The 19,099-nt window shown below is 49.1% G+C and carries 22 protein-coding genes and 1 pseudogene; 1 reads left to right on the top strand and 22 read right to left on the bottom strand.

Going from position 1 to position 19,099, the window contains the following annotated elements:
- From EBA_RS01425 to EBA_RS01340, 19 genes and pseudogenes are all read right to left on the bottom strand, one after another.
- A complete protein-coding gene (locus EBA_RS01425) occupies positions 1 to 543 on the bottom strand; it encodes a PoNe immunity protein domain-containing protein (protein ID WP_192372539.1) in 543 nt (180 codons plus the stop codon).
- Complete coding sequence (locus EBA_RS01420; RefSeq protein ID WP_223146632.1) at positions 544 to 1,029, bottom strand: hypothetical protein; 486 nt, start codon at positions 1,027 to 1,029, stop codon at positions 544 to 546. It lies immediately after the preceding gene.
- Positions 1,007 to 1,393: an ankyrin repeat domain-containing protein gene (locus EBA_RS01415; RefSeq protein WP_192372537.1), complete on the bottom strand. Its 387-nt coding sequence runs from the start codon at positions 1,391 to 1,393 to the stop codon at positions 1,007 to 1,009. Before EBA_RS01415 ends, EBA_RS01420 begins: the two co-directional genes overlap by 23 nt.
- Positions 1,394 to 1,396: 3 nt before the next feature.
- Positions 1,397 to 2,140, bottom strand: a complete 744-nt coding sequence (locus EBA_RS01410) for a PoNe immunity protein domain-containing protein (RefSeq protein ID WP_192372535.1) — start codon at positions 2,138 to 2,140, stop codon at positions 1,397 to 1,399.
- A gap of 343 nt (positions 2,141 to 2,483) precedes the next feature.
- Positions 2,484 to 2,678, bottom strand: coding sequence for an RHS repeat-associated core domain-containing protein (locus EBA_RS01405; RefSeq protein ID WP_407663593.1), 195 nt, complete (start codon positions 2,676 to 2,678; stop codon positions 2,484 to 2,486).
- A gap of 236 nt (positions 2,679 to 2,914) precedes the next feature.
- Complete coding sequence (locus tag EBA_RS01400) at positions 2,915 to 3,271, bottom strand: hypothetical protein (RefSeq protein ID WP_192372533.1); 357 nt, start codon at positions 3,269 to 3,271, stop codon at positions 2,915 to 2,917.
- Between the two features lie 34 nt (positions 3,272 to 3,305).
- On the bottom strand, positions 3,306 to 3,683 hold the full coding sequence (locus EBA_RS01395; protein ID WP_192377129.1) for a DNA/RNA non-specific endonuclease: 378 nt from the start codon (positions 3,681 to 3,683) through the stop codon (positions 3,306 to 3,308).
- A 22-nt stretch (positions 3,684 to 3,705) separates the two neighbouring features.
- Positions 3,706 to 4,740, bottom strand: a complete 1,035-nt coding sequence (locus EBA_RS01390) for an RHS repeat domain-containing protein (RefSeq protein WP_229427867.1) — start codon at positions 4,738 to 4,740, stop codon at positions 3,706 to 3,708.
- A gap of 206 nt (positions 4,741 to 4,946) precedes the next feature.
- Positions 4,947 to 5,405: a hypothetical protein gene (locus EBA_RS01385; RefSeq protein ID WP_223146631.1), complete on the bottom strand. Its 459-nt coding sequence runs from the start codon at positions 5,403 to 5,405 to the stop codon at positions 4,947 to 4,949.
- Entirely contained in the window at positions 5,402 to 5,887 is a 486-nt protein-coding gene (locus tag EBA_RS01380) for an ankyrin repeat domain-containing protein (protein WP_192372531.1), read from the bottom strand. The genes EBA_RS01385 and EBA_RS01380 overlap by 4 nt, the downstream gene beginning before the upstream one ends.
- A 3-nt stretch (positions 5,888 to 5,890) precedes the next feature.
- On the bottom strand, positions 5,891 to 7,267 hold the full coding sequence (locus EBA_RS01375) for an HNH/ENDO VII family nuclease (RefSeq protein WP_223146630.1): 1,377 nt from the start codon (positions 7,265 to 7,267) through the stop codon (positions 5,891 to 5,893).
- Between the two features lie 14 nt (positions 7,268 to 7,281).
- Positions 7,282 to 9,231, bottom strand: coding sequence for a type VI secretion system Vgr family protein (locus tag EBA_RS01370; protein WP_192372529.1), 1,950 nt, complete (start codon positions 9,229 to 9,231; stop codon positions 7,282 to 7,284).
- A 45-nt stretch (positions 9,232 to 9,276) separates the two neighbouring features.
- A complete protein-coding gene (locus EBA_RS01365; protein WP_192372527.1) occupies positions 9,277 to 9,567 on the bottom strand; it encodes a PAAR domain-containing protein in 291 nt (96 codons plus the stop codon).
- Positions 9,568 to 9,580: 13 nt separating this feature from the next.
- Positions 9,581 to 10,129 carry a DUF6931 family protein gene (locus EBA_RS01360; RefSeq protein ID WP_225615833.1) on the bottom strand — a complete coding sequence of 183 codons (549 nt, stop codon included), beginning with the start codon at positions 10,127 to 10,129 and terminating at the stop codon, positions 9,581 to 9,583.
- 69 nt (positions 10,130 to 10,198) lie between these two features.
- A complete protein-coding gene (locus EBA_RS01355; RefSeq protein ID WP_192372523.1) occupies positions 10,199 to 11,536 on the bottom strand; it encodes a tetratricopeptide repeat protein in 1,338 nt (445 codons plus the stop codon).
- A 257-nt stretch (positions 11,537 to 11,793) separates the two neighbouring features.
- Positions 11,794 to 12,192 carry an REP-associated tyrosine transposase gene (locus EBA_RS24840; protein ID WP_407663526.1) on the bottom strand — a complete coding sequence of 133 codons (399 nt, stop codon included), beginning with the start codon at positions 12,190 to 12,192 and terminating at the stop codon, positions 11,794 to 11,796.
- A gap of 130 nt (positions 12,193 to 12,322) precedes the next feature.
- The gene (locus EBA_RS01350; RefSeq protein ID WP_192372519.1) at positions 12,323 to 13,339 is read right to left on the bottom strand and encodes a LirA/MavJ family T4SS effector; all 1,017 of its coding nucleotides are present in this window, start codon (positions 13,337 to 13,339) and stop codon (positions 12,323 to 12,325) included.
- A gap of 66 nt (positions 13,340 to 13,405) precedes the next feature.
- The gene (locus tag EBA_RS01345; protein ID WP_223146629.1) at positions 13,406 to 13,708 is read right to left on the bottom strand and encodes a hypothetical protein; all 303 of its coding nucleotides are present in this window, start codon (positions 13,706 to 13,708) and stop codon (positions 13,406 to 13,408) included.
- A gap of 285 nt (positions 13,709 to 13,993) precedes the next feature.
- Positions 13,994 to 14,119, bottom strand: a pseudogene (locus EBA_RS01340) (transposase domain-containing protein); the annotation flags it as partial.
- A gap of 37 nt (positions 14,120 to 14,156) precedes the next feature.
- Here EBA_RS01340 and EBA_RS01335 point away from each other — a divergent pair.
- A complete protein-coding gene (locus tag EBA_RS01335; protein WP_225615830.1) occupies positions 14,157 to 14,645 on the top strand; it encodes a transposase in 489 nt (162 codons plus the stop codon).
- Between the two features lie 129 nt (positions 14,646 to 14,774).
- Here EBA_RS01335 and EBA_RS01330 read toward each other — a convergent pair whose 3' ends face one another.
- From EBA_RS01330 to tssH, 3 genes are all read right to left on the bottom strand, one after another.
- The gene (locus EBA_RS01330) at positions 14,775 to 15,059 is read right to left on the bottom strand and encodes a hypothetical protein (protein ID WP_192372516.1); all 285 of its coding nucleotides are present in this window, start codon (positions 15,057 to 15,059) and stop codon (positions 14,775 to 14,777) included.
- 169 nt (positions 15,060 to 15,228) lie between these two features.
- A complete protein-coding gene (locus tag EBA_RS01325; RefSeq protein ID WP_192372514.1) occupies positions 15,229 to 16,299 on the bottom strand; it encodes a M35 family metallo-endopeptidase in 1,071 nt (356 codons plus the stop codon).
- A 72-nt stretch (positions 16,300 to 16,371) separates the two neighbouring features.
- Positions 16,372 to 19,077 (bottom strand): type VI secretion system ATPase TssH, encoded by a 2,706-nt coding sequence (gene tssH / locus EBA_RS01320; protein ID WP_192372512.1) that lies wholly within the window; start codon positions 19,075 to 19,077, stop codon positions 16,372 to 16,374.
- Between the last annotated feature and the right edge of the window lie 22 nt (positions 19,078 to 19,099).

Here is a 19,099-nt window from a genome sequence, read left to right as displayed (position 1 = left end):
TCACTGTTCGGCCGGCGCCTGGATGCTTTCAACCAGGGGAGCGTATATTTTCGGGAACTTAGATTGGGCCACGATAGGCCTCGATTTATCCCCCAACACTCGCGCAACATGATCGAGAAACGCATCTTCCCCTGCATGTCCGATTAAATCCAGCGCATCGCGCGTTTCTTGGGAAGAAAATCTTAACGACACCATGAAAGCAAGCAAAGTCAGGTTCTCGTATAATCGTCCCAAATCCAACCGTTCGTACATTTGGCGGACATTCTTTTCCAATTGGATGCTGGCAAAAGTGGAACGCTTCAACTCCAATAAATCTTTGACTTGTAAGATGCTGTCGCGTAGCTCGGCTATGGCATCTCCTCGCCCGTAGCGCATAACTACCACCTGAACAGCGCTCGTCACCAAGGACGTCGCACGTAGCGCTCGCCCATCATGATTTGGAAGATCGTTCAACGATGTCTTGCGAGAATCGATAGCCTCGTTCTGCTCGAAGCCAATCCATCTGCTGAAATAAGAAATATCGAATAATTTGTCTCTTAACATCTATTTTTCGACCAGTTCACTTAGATCAAGAGCATCGGGATTAACGTCCGCATCGACTGCGCGTCTCAATGTTCCCGGTTTTTTACGGAGTGAATATGCTCGCATCGTGGTGAGTGGCGCAAACTCAAGCCCCTCAAGTTTTGCATGCCCGATGATGACGGGTTTGTTGAAATTGACGTTGTTTTCATCGTCCAATAGCTCGCACCATCGACCACCATAATTCTCGCGAACTACCTCTCCAAGATGTCTGCCAAAGGAAACAATTAAACTTGAACGTGTGTCGTTATCGACGTCACCAACCATCATGTCAAACAGCTTTTCTAAACGCTCAAGATCGTCCAACGATAAATCGAGAGTAATACCTCTTTTCGCCGCCTCATTGCGAAGAGCATCCGACTGATCATCCATTACCATCAAGAAATGATCAAAATCTTCTAAAGCCTGTTCTCTGCTGATCACCATATCAAGACGATGCGTCAGCCGCATTTAGATTATTTACTAACACCCGATAGTTTATTTGATTTGCAAAATCCAACGGGCTTCTACCTGCTCTGTTTTTATGCCTGATATCGGGCTTAAATTTTAAAAAGCATTTTACAATCTCGTAATTTCCCCTGGCGTTAAAAAGGGCTGTCCATGTAGGCTGATTTCCATAATCATTCTCAATATTCAAGGCGCCACCACTATTTAGAATCAACTCGGCAATTTCCAAGACCTTATGGTTTGCGGCGTAATGTAACGACGTCCGAGCCTTTATATCTCGATGATTGACATCGACATTATCAATCTCTTCGTAAGATGTATTCTCGTCATTTAAACGGATAGATTGGAACAGATCTATATTACCCATGCATTACTTCTCAAACTCATGACTTCTATTTGCGCTGAATCGAGGATAATGCGCCAGGTCGCAAAAAGCGCTATCGTCAATACCAAACGCTTTCACCACGCCAGCGACTTCCAAAGACCAATAGCCAAAGAATCCTCCGCCCTCAGGCCCCTTGTGACAATCATACCAATACGTCGACTTCATGTTGCCGTACCATTCAATCAGGAATTGGCAAACCAACTGACTTCTTTCCGGCTCTGTCGCGTCAATAGCCTTATAAAGCGATTGGTATACGCCCGGAAATGCCAAATGAGAACCTAGTGATCTACTTTTAACTCTCGCGGCCACAAGCCGCTCAAAGAGAGTGTCTTCCCCAGCATTCCCAATACAATCGATGAGACGAATGAATTTCGCCTCATTAATATTTAAAACAATCGCCAAGGAAATTAGCCACATTGAAACCACGTAATCTTCAAATTCAGAGAATTTAGGAAAGATATATTGGCTCGGCTTAGCGGCTTCAACTGCGATATTTCTGTATTTTTCCAAAGCTGTCAGAATGCGTTCGAAGTAAACGTCCAATGTTAAAACGTCATCCCCCAACGAATAGCGAATCATTAAATGTTGGTAGGTCTCTCGAAATAAAGAATACTGATACGTCATTTTCTTCTGCGGAGGAGCATTGGATGCCGCTAGTTTCTGCTCCATTTCCGGAATTCGCTTCTCCAGATATGCATTTCTTTCAAAAAAATATTCTTCGCTGATCAAATTTTATTGCCTACGAAAGGTGTTACGGAAAGCTAACGGTATTGGCTGACGCCATTTGGAGTTTCGGCGCGGACCAGACGGTTGTCGCCATCGTACTGTTAGCGGGTGACGATGTGGCTGGCCTTGCCGCGTTTTTCTTCGATCAGGTTGAGCCGTAAGCGGGAGAAGCGTTTTGATTCAAGAAATGGCGGAGAATCAGCATTTCCATGCGAACCGTTACGCTGAAGCTAACAGTATCTACGCAGGCTAATCTTCATATTCATCAGATTCGACAAGCTGATTTACAAACAATTGAAAAGACACGCCTAACTTCTTTTTTGCCTTCGCATGATTTTGTTCGTCATCAGGTCAACCCAAATGGATCAATCCAATTCACCGGATTCGGTACATACCGGTAAACGTTGCTTCCACCTTCCAACCCAATCGGATCCTGATGAATAAATCGCCCCGCATTAGGATCGTAATATCGATTCACGTTGTAATGCAAACCGGTTTCTTGGTCGAAGTACTGGCCTTGAAAACGTAGCGGGTTGCCGATACGCCGGCCCGGGGCGTCGTAGCAGTATTCGCTAATTCCCTGCGGCGTTTCAGCGCGAATCAGGCGGTTGTCGCCATCGTATTGGTAGCGGGTGACGATGTGGCCGGCCTTGCTGCGTTTTTCTTCGATCAGGTTGCCTGCAGCAGCAAGTGGGCGAAGCTTTGCTGATTCTGGGCGTCGTTATGAATCAGCTTCCCTGCGTACCATTACACTGCCGCAAATCCTAACTACGCAGACTATTTAGCGTTTCCAAGTTGAATACGAACAGTACCACCTACTGGTAACATATCAACACCTGATTGGAATAATCTCAGCGCGCCGTCTGTATATCGATGACTCTTTATCACCGACGTTTCTCCGCTTTGCGGATTTATTGCGACGGCACCACACTTTGTTTTTTTCTTAATGATCGAGGCAAATTCTTTCCATTTCGACAACGAAGCTTCATCGTCAGTTTTGCATGACAACCATGATCGTTTGAGCCCGTCTTTCGTCAACTGTCCAACATCGAGAACTAACGCGTTTGGGTTTTGGATTACAAAGCCGTAGCGACTTACACAATTTAAGTCAACGGGATAAAGTGTAAAACCCAAGCTGATCTCGCCTGGATTTTCAAATGCGAGCCTTCTACCCTCCACTGCCTTTTCCGATTAGAGTGACAGCTTTAGGAATCAAATTATTGCCGTTATATATTGGCGTTGCCGAATAATCAACTACTTGACCACCTTCTACAGCCGCTCTTACTTGCCCTTCAAATCCACGCATCGTTGGAGTATTGGTCCAATTCTGCTGCAATGTAACCAAATTTTCCGGTATATCGCCAGAGCCTCCGAGTTGCTTGCCTAACAGATCTCCACGAGCCTCATTAAAAGCAGTTCCATTACCCGACCAACCTGGTGGTTGAATCGCCGGATTAGCGGAAGTTCCAGTATTAATCATATCTTTTGTTATGGTGGCTTTAACTCCTGTTGGACGCCCAAGATCATCAGGTGAACCATAATCGATTGATCCAACGTTTGCACAGTCTTTAAGCCCCCAAAGGATCTATCCAATTAACCGGATTAGGCGCATACCGGTAAACGTTAGCCCCGCCTTCTAACCCAATCGGATCCTGATGAATAAACCGCCCCGCGTTCGGATCGTAATATCGATTCAGGTTGTAGTGCAAACCGGTTTCTTGGTCGTAATACTGGCCTTGGAAACGTAGCGGGTTGTCGATTTCTTGAACGTCAGCCAGGGCCAGGTTGCCGTAGGCGCGGTAGCGGGCGGACCAGACGATTCTGCCATTGGTATCGGTCAGTTCCCTGGGCGTGCCGAGATGGTCGCCTTCGACGCGGCCAGCTTCGGCACTGGCGCCCAGCAGGTTGCCGGCCGGGTCGTGAACGAAGCTTTCCGGGCTGAGGCCTTCGCTGCGGATCAGGCGGGCGGCGGGATCGTAGTGGTATTGGCTGCGGCCTTGGCGCAGGTCGTCCAGTTCGTGCAGTTTGATCAGGCCGATCAGGTTGCGTTCGCTGTCGTAGCGATAACGCATTTCGTGGCCCAGCGGATCGATGCGGGCGGTGGGTTGGGACAGGCCATCGTCGTAGCGGTATTCGGTGGTGTGGCCCAGGCTGTCGATGTAATGGGTCAATAGACCGGCTGGTTTGTAACGCAGTTGCACTGTGCTGCCGTCCGCGTGTTGCACCGCCGTAACGCGGCCGGCGGCGTCATAGCCGTAACGGGTGGTGCGTTTGTCTTGATCGACGATGGCGACGATACGCTCGTCATCGTCGTATTGGTAGCGGGTCTTGATGCCGTCGAAGCCGATCTCGCCGACCAGGCGTAACTGCTCGTCCCACAACAGCGAGCGGGTCCGGCCCAGTGCATCGGTGATGCGCACCGGCACGCCTTGGGCGTTGTATTGGTATTGGGTGGCCGCGCCGTTGGCGGCGACGGTTTCTTCCAGACGGCCGTTGGCGTCGTAGCGGCGCAGCCAGCGCTGATCCAATGCATCGATCAGTTCGACTGGACGGCCTTGTTTGTCGTATTTGACGCGTTGGCTAAAACCCAGCGCATCGGACACGCCGACCAAGCGGCCTTCCTGGTCGTAGTTAAAGCGGGGCTAAGTCCTGCGGACGCCAGTCATTAGAAGTAGTGGCATCGTTGCACAAGCATTTCGCTTATTGGATTTCACATTCTATGCAAATGGGGATGTGCAATATTTTGAATATATTAATGGCCTCGGCACATCAGCTATTACGTTCAAAACATTCCCAGGCCTATTGGGCGTTAGTTTTCGATGAACTCACTCAGATCAAGCACTTGTGGGTTAACATCGGCCTCCACTGCTCGCCTTAATGTTCCTGATTTTTTCCGAAGTGAATATGCTCGCATCACCGTTAGCGGCGCAAACTCAAGCCCCTCAATTTTTGTATGCCCAATGATGACAGGCTTATTGAAATTAATGTTTTTTTCATCATCCAACGGTACCGACCATCTGCCACCATAATTCTCGCGAACCACCTCACCAAGATGCCTACCAAATGAAACGATCAAACTTGAGCGGGTATCGTTATCAACCCCATCAGACATCAAATCAAACAGTTTTTCTAACCGTTCAAGATCATCAAGTGACAAATCAAGAGTTAAGCCTCTCTTTGTTGCCTCATCATGAAGAGCTTCCAACTGATCATCCATCACCATCAAAAAGTTATCAAAGTCTTCTAAAGTCTGTTCTTCGCTGATCAAAACGAAGCATCAACAGAATTTAGAATATGTATTAAATTCTGATCGTTTATTTGATTTGCAAAATCCAAAGGACTTCTACCTGCACGATTTTTATGACTTATATCGGGCTTAAATTTTAAAAAGCATTTTACAATTTCATAATTTCCTCTGGCGTTAAATACAGCTGTCCATGTTGGCTGATTCCCATAATCATCCTCAATATTCAAAGAGCCACCACTATTTAAAATCAACTCAGCGATATCCAAGAATCCATGGTTTGCGGCGTAATGCAATGGCGTCTGAGACTTTATATCCCGATGATTAACGTCTATGTTTCTTTTAATTAGCGCCTTTGCAAAAGGCAAATTATTGTATGCTACAGCCTCATGTAACATATTCTGACCATCTTCATTAACTTGATTGATATCGACATCATCAATCTCTGAATAAAATTTTTCCTCGTCATTTAAACGGATAACCTGGAACAAATCTATATTACCCATGCCTTACTCCTCAAACTCATGGCTTCTATTCGCACTTGGTGATTCGGGACTATAATTATTAGGATTTTGGTATTCTTTCAAGAATTCATCTTTAGTTATTTTTCCGTCCATATAATCTTTATGTAGCTTCCTATATTCTTTACCTGGCAAATGCCCCATATCCCATTGTCCTGCACGGGATTTATTTCTATCCCACTCAAGCTTTTCACCCGTATTCGGATCATATACATTGCCGTCGGGTTGTTTAGCATTCTCCCATACTTTATCTACTTGACCATCCTTATATGGAGGACGATTTTTGGGGTTGGAATAGGCTTTTGGTTTAACAGTGCCATCCTGATCTGCGGTGAGCTCGCTCTTCCTGGCAACATCGTTTCCAGCCGTTGAATTAGATTCTTTACCGGCCAGTTGCGACAACCGATCCCGCTCCTCCTTTAATTGCGACGGCGTAGTAGTCGGCCCAGACTCGTTCTTAATAGTTTGCGATACAGTTTTCCGCTTCAACTTCGGGTTTCGCGTCAAATCATCCCAGTTCGTTTCCAGCCACAACGCAAATTCGTCGGGCAATTTGCTTTTGCGGATTAAACCCGCCACTTCCGCGACGCTGGTCTCGGCGGTGGCCGAGACTCCGGCCGTGGTCGCCGAGCGCACCGTGGATAAGCCGGCGCGCGCGGTTGCCATGCCGGCGTTTTTCAAGACGTAGGCGAGGATACCTTGCAAAATCAGCCGGACCAATACCGCGATGGCCCGTGCCAACTCGCGCGCCGCCTGATTGACGCGATGTCTTTTTTCTTGGGGATTTTCGGCGGCATGCCAGGCGATACTGAAGGCGTTAGACACCATGAAGGCCAGCTCGCCCAAACCGTCGCCGATGGCGACAATCAAAAAGCCCAGACCCAACCAGGTTAAGATAGCGGTACTGAGCTCCGCGCCCAGCTGCGCACCGACTACCGCGCCAGGGACGGCGCCCACGCCGCCGAAAAAGGCGCCGATGAATCCGCCGACCGCCGCGCCGCCAACCGTGCTAAGCCCCACAACCGCCAGCATTTGCAACAAACCCGGTATCAGGCTTTGCAACACGCCTTTCAGTTGATAACCGGTTTCTTCAAAGACCGCCGCTGGCCATAACTCTTCGGTTTGATCCAATACTTGATAGATGCATTTGGCGCGCTGGTACAGGCTGGGATCGGCAATTTGTTGCGGCGACCAGGTCAACGCCGCCGGTGCTTCGGGATGAATCAAGCCATTGGTCAAGGTCCGATCGGCCAGCGGGGAACCGACGGCGCTACTGCCGCCCGATCCGCCGCCGCCCCTGGGCGCGCCGGGGTGACTAATCACGCCGGCGGCATTTTTATACGGCGAATTTTTTAAGTCCGACATGCGTCAATGATCGTTTAATTTATCTTCACCAGACCGCCTTTCAGCGTCAACATGCCGTCTCCACTGACTGTCGTTGTAAGGCCTTTTAATTCTGCTTGAGTATCTGCCTGGATTTTGACCATCATGCCTTTAATCGTGATTCCACTTTGGTCGATTTTGATACTGTTGGAACCAACCTTCAATTCTATAGACTGCCCGGCTTCCTCGGAGATACTACCGGCATTAACTTTGACCGTCCTGTTCCCTTTGCTGACCATTAAACTATCGTTGCCTTTATCAATTCCCACGGTGTGATCGCCGGTCTTCACCGTCAACTTGTCGCTGCCTTGATCGAGCGTCACCGTCCGGTTGTTGTAGATATCGACAGTCTGGTCGCCGGCGTCTTTTTTCTCGAAGCCGATTTTCTGCACATCGTTATTTTCGACGATGCGCGTGAAGTTTTTCTCGGCGTGCATATAGACTTCTTCTTCGCCTTTTTTGTCCTCGAAGCGAATCTCGTTGAAATTGTCGGCCCCGCCGCTCGGGGTACTGCGGGTTTTGATACCGCTCTGGGTTTTATTGGCATCCAGATCGTAGGGCGGCATTTTCTCGTCGTTATACACCCGCCCGGTAATGATGGGGCAATCGGGATTGCCTTCCAGAAAATCGACGATCACTTCCTGGCCGACGCGGGGGATGAATATGCCGCCCCAATTGTTGCCGGCCCAAATTTGCGCGACACGCACCCAGCAAGAGCTATTCTCGTTGTTTGTCCCGACTCTATCCCAGTGAAACTGCACCTTGACCCGGCCGTATTTATCGGTAGTGATTTCTTCGCCGCTTCTACCCACCACGATCGCGGTTTGCACACCTTGTACGACCGGTATCCGGCTCAGGCGCGGCGGCCGAAATACGTATTCGGTGGCGATGACGGTATAGGCGCATTGGAATTCTTGGATGCTATTGGCGATGCCGTAAGACTCATAGCCGTTGTTTTGAATCTGAAACTGGGTAGACACCGCCAGATACGGGCGATTCTGATCCTCGCGCGGATAATCGGTCAGGGAAAATTTATGTCCCACCGCCAAGCGGCGCACGTTTCCGCGCGCGGAAATCCGTTCGAATTCGGCGCGTAATTCTTCCATCCGAATTTTGGCGAGGCGATTGCCCTCGCTGCTTACTTTGTACTCGCCGGGATAATCGTATACTTCCTTATCCGCCTGTTCATGATTGGCCGCGATCATCGCTTCGGATTCTAAGGTCGCGCCAGGTGCTTCGAAATCAAATTCTTTAAGGCGGTAAGCGCCGGATTGGATAGTCTGGCTGAGGCTCCACTCGTAGATATTTTCTTCCTCGCGCTGCTCCTGATTGACCATCGGAAAATAGCGAATTCTGGCGCTGCCGGGAATATCTTGGTGCGCGTCCATGCTGTCGCATAGCACCATGGTATGGTTGCCGTCGCTATGTTCGAAGTAATAATAAATGCCCTCTTCCTCCAGCAAACGGCTGATGAAATTGAAATCGGTTTCCCGATATTGCACGCAGTATTCGCGGTTGGAATAGGCGCCCAGCGAACCGTCGTCCACATCGGTATAACCGTGTCTGGTCAGGACATCCTTGACGATCTTGGGAACCGACGCAGGCTCGGGCATGATTCGGCAGTTGTTGGCCCGCGTCAGCAGCCATACCTTGGGTTGTAAGGTGGCCCGGTAATAATAGAGACTGCCCAGCATGCCGAACTGGCTAACCCGTGTGACGAGACCGTTGAAATAGCGGTATCCGCCTTCAGTCAGCGCCAACTTTACCGTCATATCTTTGCCGAGCAAACCCTGGAGATTGACGCTATTGCTCTCGCTAAGCAGTTCCAGTTCGTATTCGAACAAGCGGCTGAGTTGCTCCGTACCGCTCATCCTGTAAAGCAGTAACGGTCCCACATCCGCCGGAGCGGTAACGGAAGCAACGCGATTATCTTGAGAGTAAGGCATGGTTTAGTCCTATATCGAGCTTTTAGCCGGCATGTTTGAGATTGTTTAACCGATCAGTACGGTTGGAAATCCAACCACAATAGTCCCACCGTGCGCGCAGCTATCACCCATTCTGGCGGCCGGCATATTAGCGATCAGTACTGTCGGCGATCCCATCGCGACGGTATCCGGAGGGCCTACGCAAGTTGCCATATCGGAGGCTCGGGCGGCTGGAAGATTACCAATCAGCACCGTCGGCGCACCCGGCGGCAATATCGGGCCGCCGACATGCGGCACCGGACCGGTGAACATCGGGCAAACATGCATATCGGTAATACGTGCGGCGGGCTGACCCATGGTTTACTCCTGCTTAAGTTGGCTGCCAAACCCGGCCATTGCCGCCGTTGGCGATGTCGATGCCCTCCGCGATAAAGAACAGGTATTTGTCTTTGGCTTTTTCCGGCTGTATTAACACCGCTGCCAACATAACCGCGCCGGCCACCGCCTTAGAGGTCAAATTGTCGGCGGGCGGGACAGATGGCGCATCTTCCGGAGCCATGCTACCGTCGCTCCAAAACGCCGCCATCGCTGCCCAAGCAGCGGCATTTTCAAAGGAAGCGGCGTGCGCAGCACTGTTGGCAAGTCGGCGATTCGGCTCAGTGGGCTTGTAAACCCACTGCTCTGCCGCCTCCAAGGCCTTGACAACCTCTGGCTTACTCGCTGAATCAATGGCGCTACGCGCGCACAGACACGCCCACCAAGTCGCCTCGCGCTTAGGTAAGGCTCGCGCCAAAAAACGCACTGCGTCGGGAAATAGCTGCTTAGCTAACAAGGCATTTAAAAACTGGACGGGCTCAGGGTCCGGATCCAGACACTTCAAGGCCTCCGGCTCCAGTTGAATATCCTGGCATATAGCCATAGCCTTAGGGATTGAAACTTTAGTTAAAGACGCCGCGCCCACCATATGTTCCCCATTTTCCTTTTTACGTTATCGATACAACTCGCTATTAGCCACCACCAAAAAGCCGTTTACCGGCTCTCCCACTTCATAACGCAACATGACTTTATCAAGTTTTTGCAGCACTAGGCCGGCGGACTTTATCACGTTCCGCAGATATTCATCGGTGTGACTAAAGCGACCATGCGGATGAATTTTATACTCTCCCGCAAGATTATCCTCAATACGTTCAACGGTAAAAACGAAATGACCTCCGGGCAGCAAAGACCGCGCCACAGCCGTGCAAACCGGCCCAAGATCACCGAAATACACCAAAGTATCGGCGGAAACTATCACATCGTAGCTGGCCGGATGCGACTCAATAAAGGCGGTCAATTCGGATTGAACCAGTTGTTCGTAACAGCCGCGCCTTTCGGCCTTTTCCAGCATTTTGCCAGATAAATCCACGCCGATTATCCTGCTGGCAAAAGGTTTCAGTAACGGGCCACACAGGCCTGTCCCGCAACCGGCGTCGAGTATCGTTAAAGCCCGATCCGCCACTTGATAAATTTCCTTGACTGCATCGGCCACTAAAAACGGCGCTTTGTACTCAAGCCGCTTAAGCACCATGTCGAAACTATCGGAAAAGCTATCAAATGTTTTACAAATATATTCATCAGAAGCTCTTGGTAACGATAATTCCCCTGTATACGATTCCAATCGGTGCAAGGCCAATGGATTTTTCGGATCATGCTCCAGCCACTGTTTGACGAGATGAATTGCTTCTTCTACGCTACCCTGCAAATAAAGCACTACGCATAAGTTTTCATAACTTTCGGAGATATAAGGCTTTAAACCTAACACTTGCCTGTAGGAGGCCGCTGCCTTCGCAAAATCACCTTGTTTTTTAAACACATTCCCCAAATTGCGGTAAAACTCAGAATTGTCCGGCATGATCGTAACCGCCATCGTAAACGCCTCAATCGCTTCCTCGAAACGAGACAAATGGCCTAAAACAATACCGAAATTACTATATGCCGCTGCATTGTTGGGATCTAAATCCAAAGCCTTACTGTAAGCCTCGGCAGCCTCTTCAAACTTCTCTAGCTTATGGTAGATATTACCCAGATTGTTATAGGCATCGGAATATGCCGGCGCCGCCACCAGCGCCTGTTTGATAGACTGGATAGCCGCATCATTATTGCCTTTTTGATGCAGCAATAAACCGAAAAAATGCAAGGCCTCTACACATTGCGGAAAAGCCTCGAGTATAGCCCGATATAAGGCTTCAGCCTCGCCCAGTTGGCCGGTTTGATGCAGCCTGATCGCCGCAGCCAGGGCGTAGTCCAGATCAAGCTCTTGTTCTGACGCTTGGTTTTCGATTTCCATTTGTTCGCCTGAATTTGCAAAAAAATTTAACCCTTTAGGACAGTCATATTTCTGTTTTCCATCCTGATAATTCAATCTAAAACAAAGTATTGCCGCGTTCTACAGAGCCTACTCAATTCAAAATATTGATCATCGACAGATATGCAAGGAATACCCAGAAACGCATTAATAACCTAAGGTGACCAGTCTAGCTTAAATTCCCGCCCCTCCTATAAAAAAGCCGGCGAACGGTAACCCTAAACCTACTATATAAAACATCAACAAGCTTTCGAACCGTCTCCGATGACTTTCCTATAGTCACGTTCATCCCTGATGGTGTGTTCCCAAAATCGCCATTGCCAAAGCCTGTGTTCACCACGATGATCTCGATTCAAGGGCATTCCCGTCGCCCTTAATTGGCGGGTAAATTCAGATTTGATGGCCCGCCATCGCCCCGAATAATTCGCATCACCTTCTGGCAAAGTCCATACCCTATGTAGGTGGTCAGGCAATATAACAATGGCATCCATTGTAAAGGAACGTTCCGCGCGAACCGTACGAAAAGCGTGGCGCAACAAAGCGACATGTTGCACCAGAATCGCCGAAGACCGATCCCGCAGAGTCAAAGTAAAAAAGCATGTTCCTCCCTTAAAGCGATTGCGCCGATTCAACACCATCACCCTGCCCCGGAAAATTTCAATTTATGGGTTGTGTAGTCCATATGAAGTGCAACAGAATACGGGAAATAAAAGCCACGAAGGCCCGGATTCCGTTACACTCTATCCAGACTACTCGCTACTTGCTTATTCATTGATTTGAATTATTACCCATAGTTAATTTTCCATCCACACCATGAAATTTGCATTTAATTGTCCGAATGTCTTTGGGAGTTGTCTTATCGGCACCAACCTTCCTTTCATAGGTACCACTAGCATCGGTTTTTACTTTCCATTGTTGATTTTGTTGATTTTGTTGATTTTTACTTTTCCACTTTCCTGCACTATCACCTTTTATTTCTGATAAACCCTTTGTTACTATTCCGTTTTCGTCATAAGTATCCTCTTCTCGACTAATCCAGTTCCGATTTATATATCTTCGATAAAGATATGCTGCAACAAAATTATCTTGGAGATTATTAGCAAAAAAACCCCTTACAAAATAATTCATAAAAAATTGAGGCGTACGAAAGTCGTTTGCGACTAATTTGCTATTCTCTACTTCTTTACCTCCAAATGAAGGTGCAGCCCCTGCTAAATTTTGAGGGAAAGCATCTACTAACCAGCTCCACAAATATATATGTTTATCTTTGTCTTTCGTACTACAACGGTATTGAGCAGTCATTGAATAAAGTTTTGGAGTAACTGCTCCCAATATTTCATATATTGCTAGCCACTGCAAACTATGGGTATGCTCACCATGCTCGTTGTTCATGACATCTTTCCAGAAATATCTCTTTTGAACATAACTCAAAAAATTTTGATCTCCTCCATCCGTCAGAACTAAAGATTCTGGTTGTGAACTTACCCCACCATTATCAGATACAATGAATTGTTCTTCTTCCGCTAATACTCTCAAGGCCCTAGTGAATCGATTTCGGGTATCAGGAGGCTGTGCGTTGTATCTAATCCATAACTTTCTAGATACATTTTCGAGGGCACTTGTAAAATTTACCGTATCACATAATAATTCGGCTGCCTTGCATAGATTCTCTAAGTTCTCATTTTGTTTATCGATAACACCGCCCCCCCCGACTTTACTGAATTTTGCAGCTAAAAGCTGATCTTTAATGTCACTAAACTGTTTTAGATTTGTGTAATCTACCATTTCACCAACCTCTTAAAATTTCAACATTCAATGGGCTCGGACTCCATTGAAATGTTATTTAAAAATTTAATATCGACCTTGGGCTAAGTACTCAAACCCATACCAAAACTCACCATTTTCCACTTTCACATGCACCCTCTCAATGGGCTTTCCTTCCTTCATTCTCAGCAAAAACTCTTCACTGGTCCGCGGCAACACCGTGTTGGTCAGAATCGCGTCTATCATCCGGCCGCCGCTTTCCAGTTCGGTGCAGCGGCTGGCGATGAGCTTGATGACTTCATCGTCATAGCTGAACGGCACTTTGTGGCTTTCGGCAACCTTCGCGATAACGCCGCTCGCTGTACTGCAGGGCTGACACAACTCTCTCAATAGACTTCTTTCCGAGCATCCAGCCAGCTATATTGATCTAGTACAGTCAATTCTTGTGCCAGCCACTTCAATTTGCTCAAAAATACTTTAACAACTTGTTTTTATTAAAATTTATTCGAATCTAACACTGCTTTATCCACTTAAAGCAGCAGATGATGGATACGCTATTTCGCTTGCAGTACGAAATATCGTTTTTATGCACTTAATATAATGTAAGCAAGCAGTCCGACCACATCGTCAGCTAGTTGCCGTTATGATTTAATTTATGCTACTGAACGGTAGAAGTTAATTGATGCGGCTGTTGGGCCAAGTGTGGAGTTTTTCCAGGGTGTCTTTTAGCCAGGCGGCCGGATCGAGGCTATTCAGTTTCGCGGTGCCGAGCAAGGTTTGAATAACGGCCGCCCGCTGTCCGCGTAGTTTCGTGGTAGGGTTGGACGCATACAGTCAATTGGAAAAACGCATTGATACCTTGGCCGATGAAGCGATGGCTTTAATCAACCAGCATCCGGAACTTCAGCGCATATTCGGACTGTTGACCGGCATCAAGGGCATTGCCCAAACCAGCGCCATTACCTTGATGGGCGAGCTGCTGTTATTGCCGCCCAATCTGTCGCACCGTGAATGGGTCAAGTTTGCCGGACTCGATCCCAAGGCCTTTGAATCCGGCAAAAGCGTACACAAGAAAATGCGGCTGTCCAAAGCCGGTAACCGGCATATTCGCTCCGCGTTGTATATGCCGGCCTTGAGTGCTAAACAGCATGATCCGCATGTGCGAGCTTATTTCCAGCATTTGATCGACAACGGCAAGAAACCGTTACAAGCTGTCTGCGCTGTCATGCGTAAATTGTTGCATGCGATCCATGGCATGTTGAAGCACGATCAACCGTTCGATAACACACGGTTTTATGCCATTCCGGCACCGACCGTCGCGGAATAAATAAACGACGAAAATTGTTGATTTTGAACAGAGTATCTACCGGGCTTGTTATTTGAACGACTTTAAACTAGCAGGACGGATTTTTATAAAATCCGTCCTGCCAAATAAGAGTTAGTTGACGGTAGTTTGTCAAGGCATGGGCACAGAGTTGAGTTTGTTGGTATCAACTAAAAACCGCCGACCCACTTCATCCGTAATGACCAAGTTACCAGTACCGTCAAATTCCATGGATTCGAAAAATATGTCCTGAACATCACCCTCAATATCCGGGTTTCGCGAATTTTCGTAAACCTTGATCGTGGTAATTAGCTTACCCGTCGTGTCGTCAAAAACGTCAAGCAACCCTCCACTTTGACCAATGCTGTCATCAAACGAACCCAGTCGTTGAACGTATCGTTTACCGTCGCGGATCAACGGGGGCACTTCCGGCGGGGGGAACTATCAAACGAGCTTATTATCAACTTTGAATCGGACATTGGAGTCTCCTTGTTTCGAGGTTGGGAATGGTTGGCTGTATTCTGCCGACTGTCGCAAGCGACTATCAATCCGGCAGTAAGCAAAGCAATTCGCGCAATAATTTGCATCACGCACCATTGGTGGCTCTAGAAATATCACCTACTGTCATTGCGCCGGCCGCATCCGCCACAAAAATGGCCCAGCTATCGGCATTCACCATGGCATCTGCAGGGGAAATTTTGCCAGTCGAAGGCCCGATTCCTGCCCAACCGTAACGTTTATCTTCCGTCGCCGCTTCCCGGTGAGTCATTTCGTGAACCATGATGCGCGCCCAATGGTGTGAGCGAGTTTGAAAGACGTTTTTCGCACCTACTGAGAAAAAACCTTCCTCGATGTAGATAACGTTCTGGGCCTCGGCCGCGACAACAAACGCATTGGCCTTACGTGCTTTTTGATCGTCAACTTCGGTAGAACCACGAATGGGGACAAAATCGGTAACCACCGCTGTTCCTCCGTTGAGTTTATTCGCCACTTTACGTAAACCGGCGCGCAAATTAGCGACGAAGTTAGTCAATTGGATTTCAGTTGTAGTGTTGTCACCAAACCAACGCTTGAGCAACGTCATGGCATTTCCGCCGGAACTAAGATCGTCAAGCACTACCAGTGCTTTTAACGTCCAGGCTAGTCCGGTTTGAGCCGCCGTGGCGATATGTTTACGGTCTTCAAGCGAAAACTTTTCTGCTAAGCCTCCGTTTAAAGCGATCAGTATGTCGCCCACAGTAGCATTTTTAAACCGAGTATGCGGCCACGTCGAGTAATTAGTCGGGATAGAAACAATCCATACCGATTCTTTGCCTTTGGTCGAATGGTAATAAGTGTGATAAAGCAATTCCAAGGCCGCAAGCCGCTCGGATTGGGCATTGGTCGCCGTATCTGTCGAAGTTGTTGATAAGCCGCACGAACTCAATATAAAGGCCCCATACGATCCTGCAGTCGTAATTTTTTGAGTACCTATACGTCGAAAGTCCTCAAGACAGGAAGCATGAGAAGCCTCGAACGAGGCACTGCACAAGGTTGCGAACCTTGGCATCAAAACAACCCAAGGGTCTGATCGAGTGAAATCTTTTGTTTTGACTGCCGTTGCGGTTGTTGAATAAACAGCAGAAAATAAATTGTCGAATGTCAATTGCGTTGCCATATACACCCCCCTTTCGGTCAAATTGTTAATTAAATTATCTCGCAGGCGATCGCTTGATGGTGGTTGACGACGCTATTCAAACTCATAGACAAATTCCCCATCGATTACCGTCACATGCACTCGCCCAATAGTTTTACCCTCTACCATGCGCGTCAAAAATTCAGCGCTGATGTTGGGTAATACAGTATTGGTCAGGATCGCATCTATCATCCGTCCGCCACTTTCCAGTTCGGTGCAGCGGCTGGCGATCAGTTTGATCACCTCGTCGTCGTAGCTGAACGGCACTTTGTGGCTTTCGGCAATGCGTTTTTTGATCCGGCCCAATTGCAGTCTGGCAATCGCGCCTATCATTTCGTCGGTCAAAGGATAGTAAGGAATCACTACCAGCCGACCTAACAGAGCGGGCGGGAATACTTTTAACAAGGGCTCGCGCAAGGCCTTGGCGATGCCTTCCGGCTCCGGCATCAATTCCGGATCGGCACATAAACCCGAGATCAAATCGGTACCGGCGTTGGTAGTCAGCAGGATCAGCGTGTTCTTAAAGTCGATCACCCGGCCTTCGCCGTCTTCCATCCAGCCTTTATCGAACACTTGAAAGAAGATTTCGTGGACGTCGGGGTGGGCTTTTTCCACTTCGTCCAACAACACCACGCTATACGGACGTCGCCTTACCGCTTCGGTCAGCACTCCGCCCTCGCCGTAACCGACATAGCCTGGAGGCGCACCTTTCAGCGTGGAAACGGTATGCGCTTCCTGGTACTCGCTCATATTGATGGTGATGACATTTTGCTCGCCGCCATACAGAGTTTCCGCCAGCGCTAACGCGGTTTCGGTTTTGCCAACCCCGGATGTGCCTGCCAGCATGAAGACACCGATCGGCTTGTTGGGATTGTCCAGACCGGCTCGGGAAGTCTGGATACGCTTGGCGATCATCTCCAGCGCGTGGCGTTGCCCGATGATGCGCTGTTCCAGTAAATCCGCCAGTTTCAATACAGTTTCAATTTCGTTCTTGACCATTCGCCCGACCGGAATACCGGTCCAATCCTGTACCACCGCGCCGACGGCTTGTTGATCGACAGTCGGCAGGATTAACGGTGACTCGCCTTGTTGTTCATGCAATTGGGATTGCAAGGCTTTCAATTCGGTAAGCGATGCTTGGCGGTCCTCAGCTTCGGTGCCGGGTTGTTGTTCCGATGCGCCAGCTGCTGGCGTGACGCTGTCCACGGCATGGCCCGCCGCTCTCAGTTTGGCACGCAAGTCCAGAATCTTGCCGACCAACTCTTTCTCGGCATTCCAGCGCACATCCAGTTCGGCTAAGCGCTGTTTTTCCACATCGAGCTTCTCGTTTGCCAATTGTTCGCGGCCGCTTACTTCCACACCCACCGTCTTTTCCCGGCCGATGATCGCCAATTCGGTTTCCAGCGCTTCGATGCGTTTACGGCAATCGTCAACTTCCGCCGGTACCGCGTGTTGACTGATGCCAACCCGTGCGCAAGCGGTGTCCAGCAGACTGACCGCCTTGTCCGGCAGTTGCCGGGCAGGAATATAACGATGCGACAATTTGACCGCCGCTTCCAGCGCCTCATCCAGGATCAGCACTTGATGATGCTTTTCCTGCACCGTCACCACGCCACGCATCATCCGAATCGCTTTCTCTTCGCTGGGTTCCAGCACCTGCACAACCTGGAATCGACGCGTCAAAGCGGGATCTTTTTCGATATGCTTCTTGTATTCCGCCCAAGTGGTGGCTGCGACAGTACGCAGCGCGCCGCGTGCCAAGGCAGGCTTTAAAAGATTGGCCGCATCGCCGGTGCCTGCAGCGCCACCGGCGCCAACCAGGGTGTGAGCTTCGTCGATGAATAAGATGATCGGTTTGGGCGAGGACTGCACTTCTTCGATGACTTGGCGCAGGCGATTTTCGAATTCGCCTTTCATGCTGGCGCCAGCTTGCAGCAATCCAACATCCAGGGTGCGCAGTGTCACATCGCGTAGCGAAGGCGGCACGTCACCAGCCACAATCTTTAACGCAAAACCTTCTACCACTGCGGTTTTACCAACACCGGCCTCGCCGGTCAGAATGGGGTTGTTTTGCCGACGACGCATCAAAATGTCGATGACTTGCCTAATTTCTTCGTCGCGGCCGACAATGGGATCAATCTTGCCATTGCGGGCCTGCTCGGTGAGATCTACGGTAAACTGTTTCAACGCTTCCTGTTTGCCCATCGCCGCCGGGGCGATGGCGCCGCTAGCTTCGCCGGGCGCGGCACCGCCTTGAAAACCGTCGGTTGCCGACAAACCGTCTTCCGGCGAACCGGCGGTCACACCAGCCAATTCGTCGGACAGCAAATCCGGTTTAATTTTTTCAAACTCCTTGGAGATACCCAGCATTTCGTTGCGCAGCGATTTGGTTTTCAGCAAGCCCACCAGCAAATGGCCGGTACGCACTTGGCTTTCACCGAACATCAAGGTGCCGTAAACCCAGCCACGCTCGACGCTTTCCTCAATGTGCGGGGAAAAATCGGAAATCGCCGTCGAGCCGCGCGGCAAGCGGTCTAATGCATTCGTCACATCCCTGGCAATCACCGACGAATCCAGGCTGTAATGCTTAATCAATCTATGCAAATCCGAATCGGGCAGTTGCAACAACTGGCTCACCCAGTGCACCAGTTCGACGTAGGGATTGCCGCGCAACTTACAAAATACGGTCGCCCCTTCAATGGCTTTGTAACAGACCCGGTTTAATTTCCCAAACAGCTTGACTCGGCTAATTTCTGCCATGGTTTATGTCCTATCGGTAAAA

The sequence above is a fragment of the Methylomonas albis genome (assembly GCF_014850955.1).
GTDB classification, from domain to species: Bacteria; Pseudomonadota; Gammaproteobacteria; order Methylococcales; family Methylomonadaceae; genus Methylomonas; species Methylomonas albis.
Note: the sequence above shows the minus strand (reverse complement) of the source record. Positions and strands in the feature narration are given on the sequence as shown.

Coding starts and splice junctions, on each gene's coding strand:
- EBA_RS01360 (WP_225615833.1), bottom strand. CDS start 10,129: ATGGCTATATGCCAGGATATTCAACTGGAGCCGGAGGCCTTGAAGTGT.
- EBA_RS01355 (WP_192372523.1), bottom strand. CDS start 11,536: ATGGAAATCGAAAACCAAGCGTCAGAACAAGAGCTTGATCTGGACTAC.
- EBA_RS01350 (WP_192372519.1), bottom strand. CDS start 13,339: ATGGTAGATTACACAAATCTAAAACAGTTTAGTGACATTAAAGATCAG.
- EBA_RS01420 (WP_223146632.1), bottom strand. CDS start 1,029: ATGCGGCTGACGCATCGTCTTGATATGGTGATCAGCAGAGAACAGGCT.
- EBA_RS01325 (WP_192372514.1), bottom strand. CDS start 16,299: ATGGCAACGCAATTGACATTCGACAATTTATTTTCTGCTGTTTATTCA.
- EBA_RS01425 (WP_192372539.1), bottom strand. CDS start 543: ATGTTAAGAGACAAATTATTCGATATTTCTTATTTCAGCAGATGGATT.
- tssH (WP_192372512.1), bottom strand. CDS start 19,077: ATGGCAGAAATTAGCCGAGTCAAGCTGTTTGGGAAATTAAACCGGGTC.
- EBA_RS24840 (WP_407663526.1), bottom strand. CDS start 12,192: ATGGTGTTGAATCGGCGCAATCGCTTTAAGGGAGGAACATGCTTTTTT.
- EBA_RS01365 (WP_192372527.1), bottom strand. CDS start 9,567: ATGGGTCAGCCCGCCGCACGTATTACCGATATGCATGTTTGCCCGATG.
- EBA_RS01415 (WP_192372537.1), bottom strand. CDS start 1,393: ATGGGTAATATAGATCTGTTCCAATCTATCCGTTTAAATGACGAGAAT.
- EBA_RS01370 (WP_192372529.1), bottom strand. CDS start 9,231: ATGCCTTACTCTCAAGATAATCGCGTTGCTTCCGTTACCGCTCCGGCG.
- EBA_RS01375 (WP_223146630.1), bottom strand. CDS start 7,267: ATGTCGGACTTAAAAAATTCGCCGTATAAAAATGCCGCCGGCGTGATT.
- EBA_RS01380 (WP_192372531.1), bottom strand. CDS start 5,887: ATGGGTAATATAGATTTGTTCCAGGTTATCCGTTTAAATGACGAGGAA.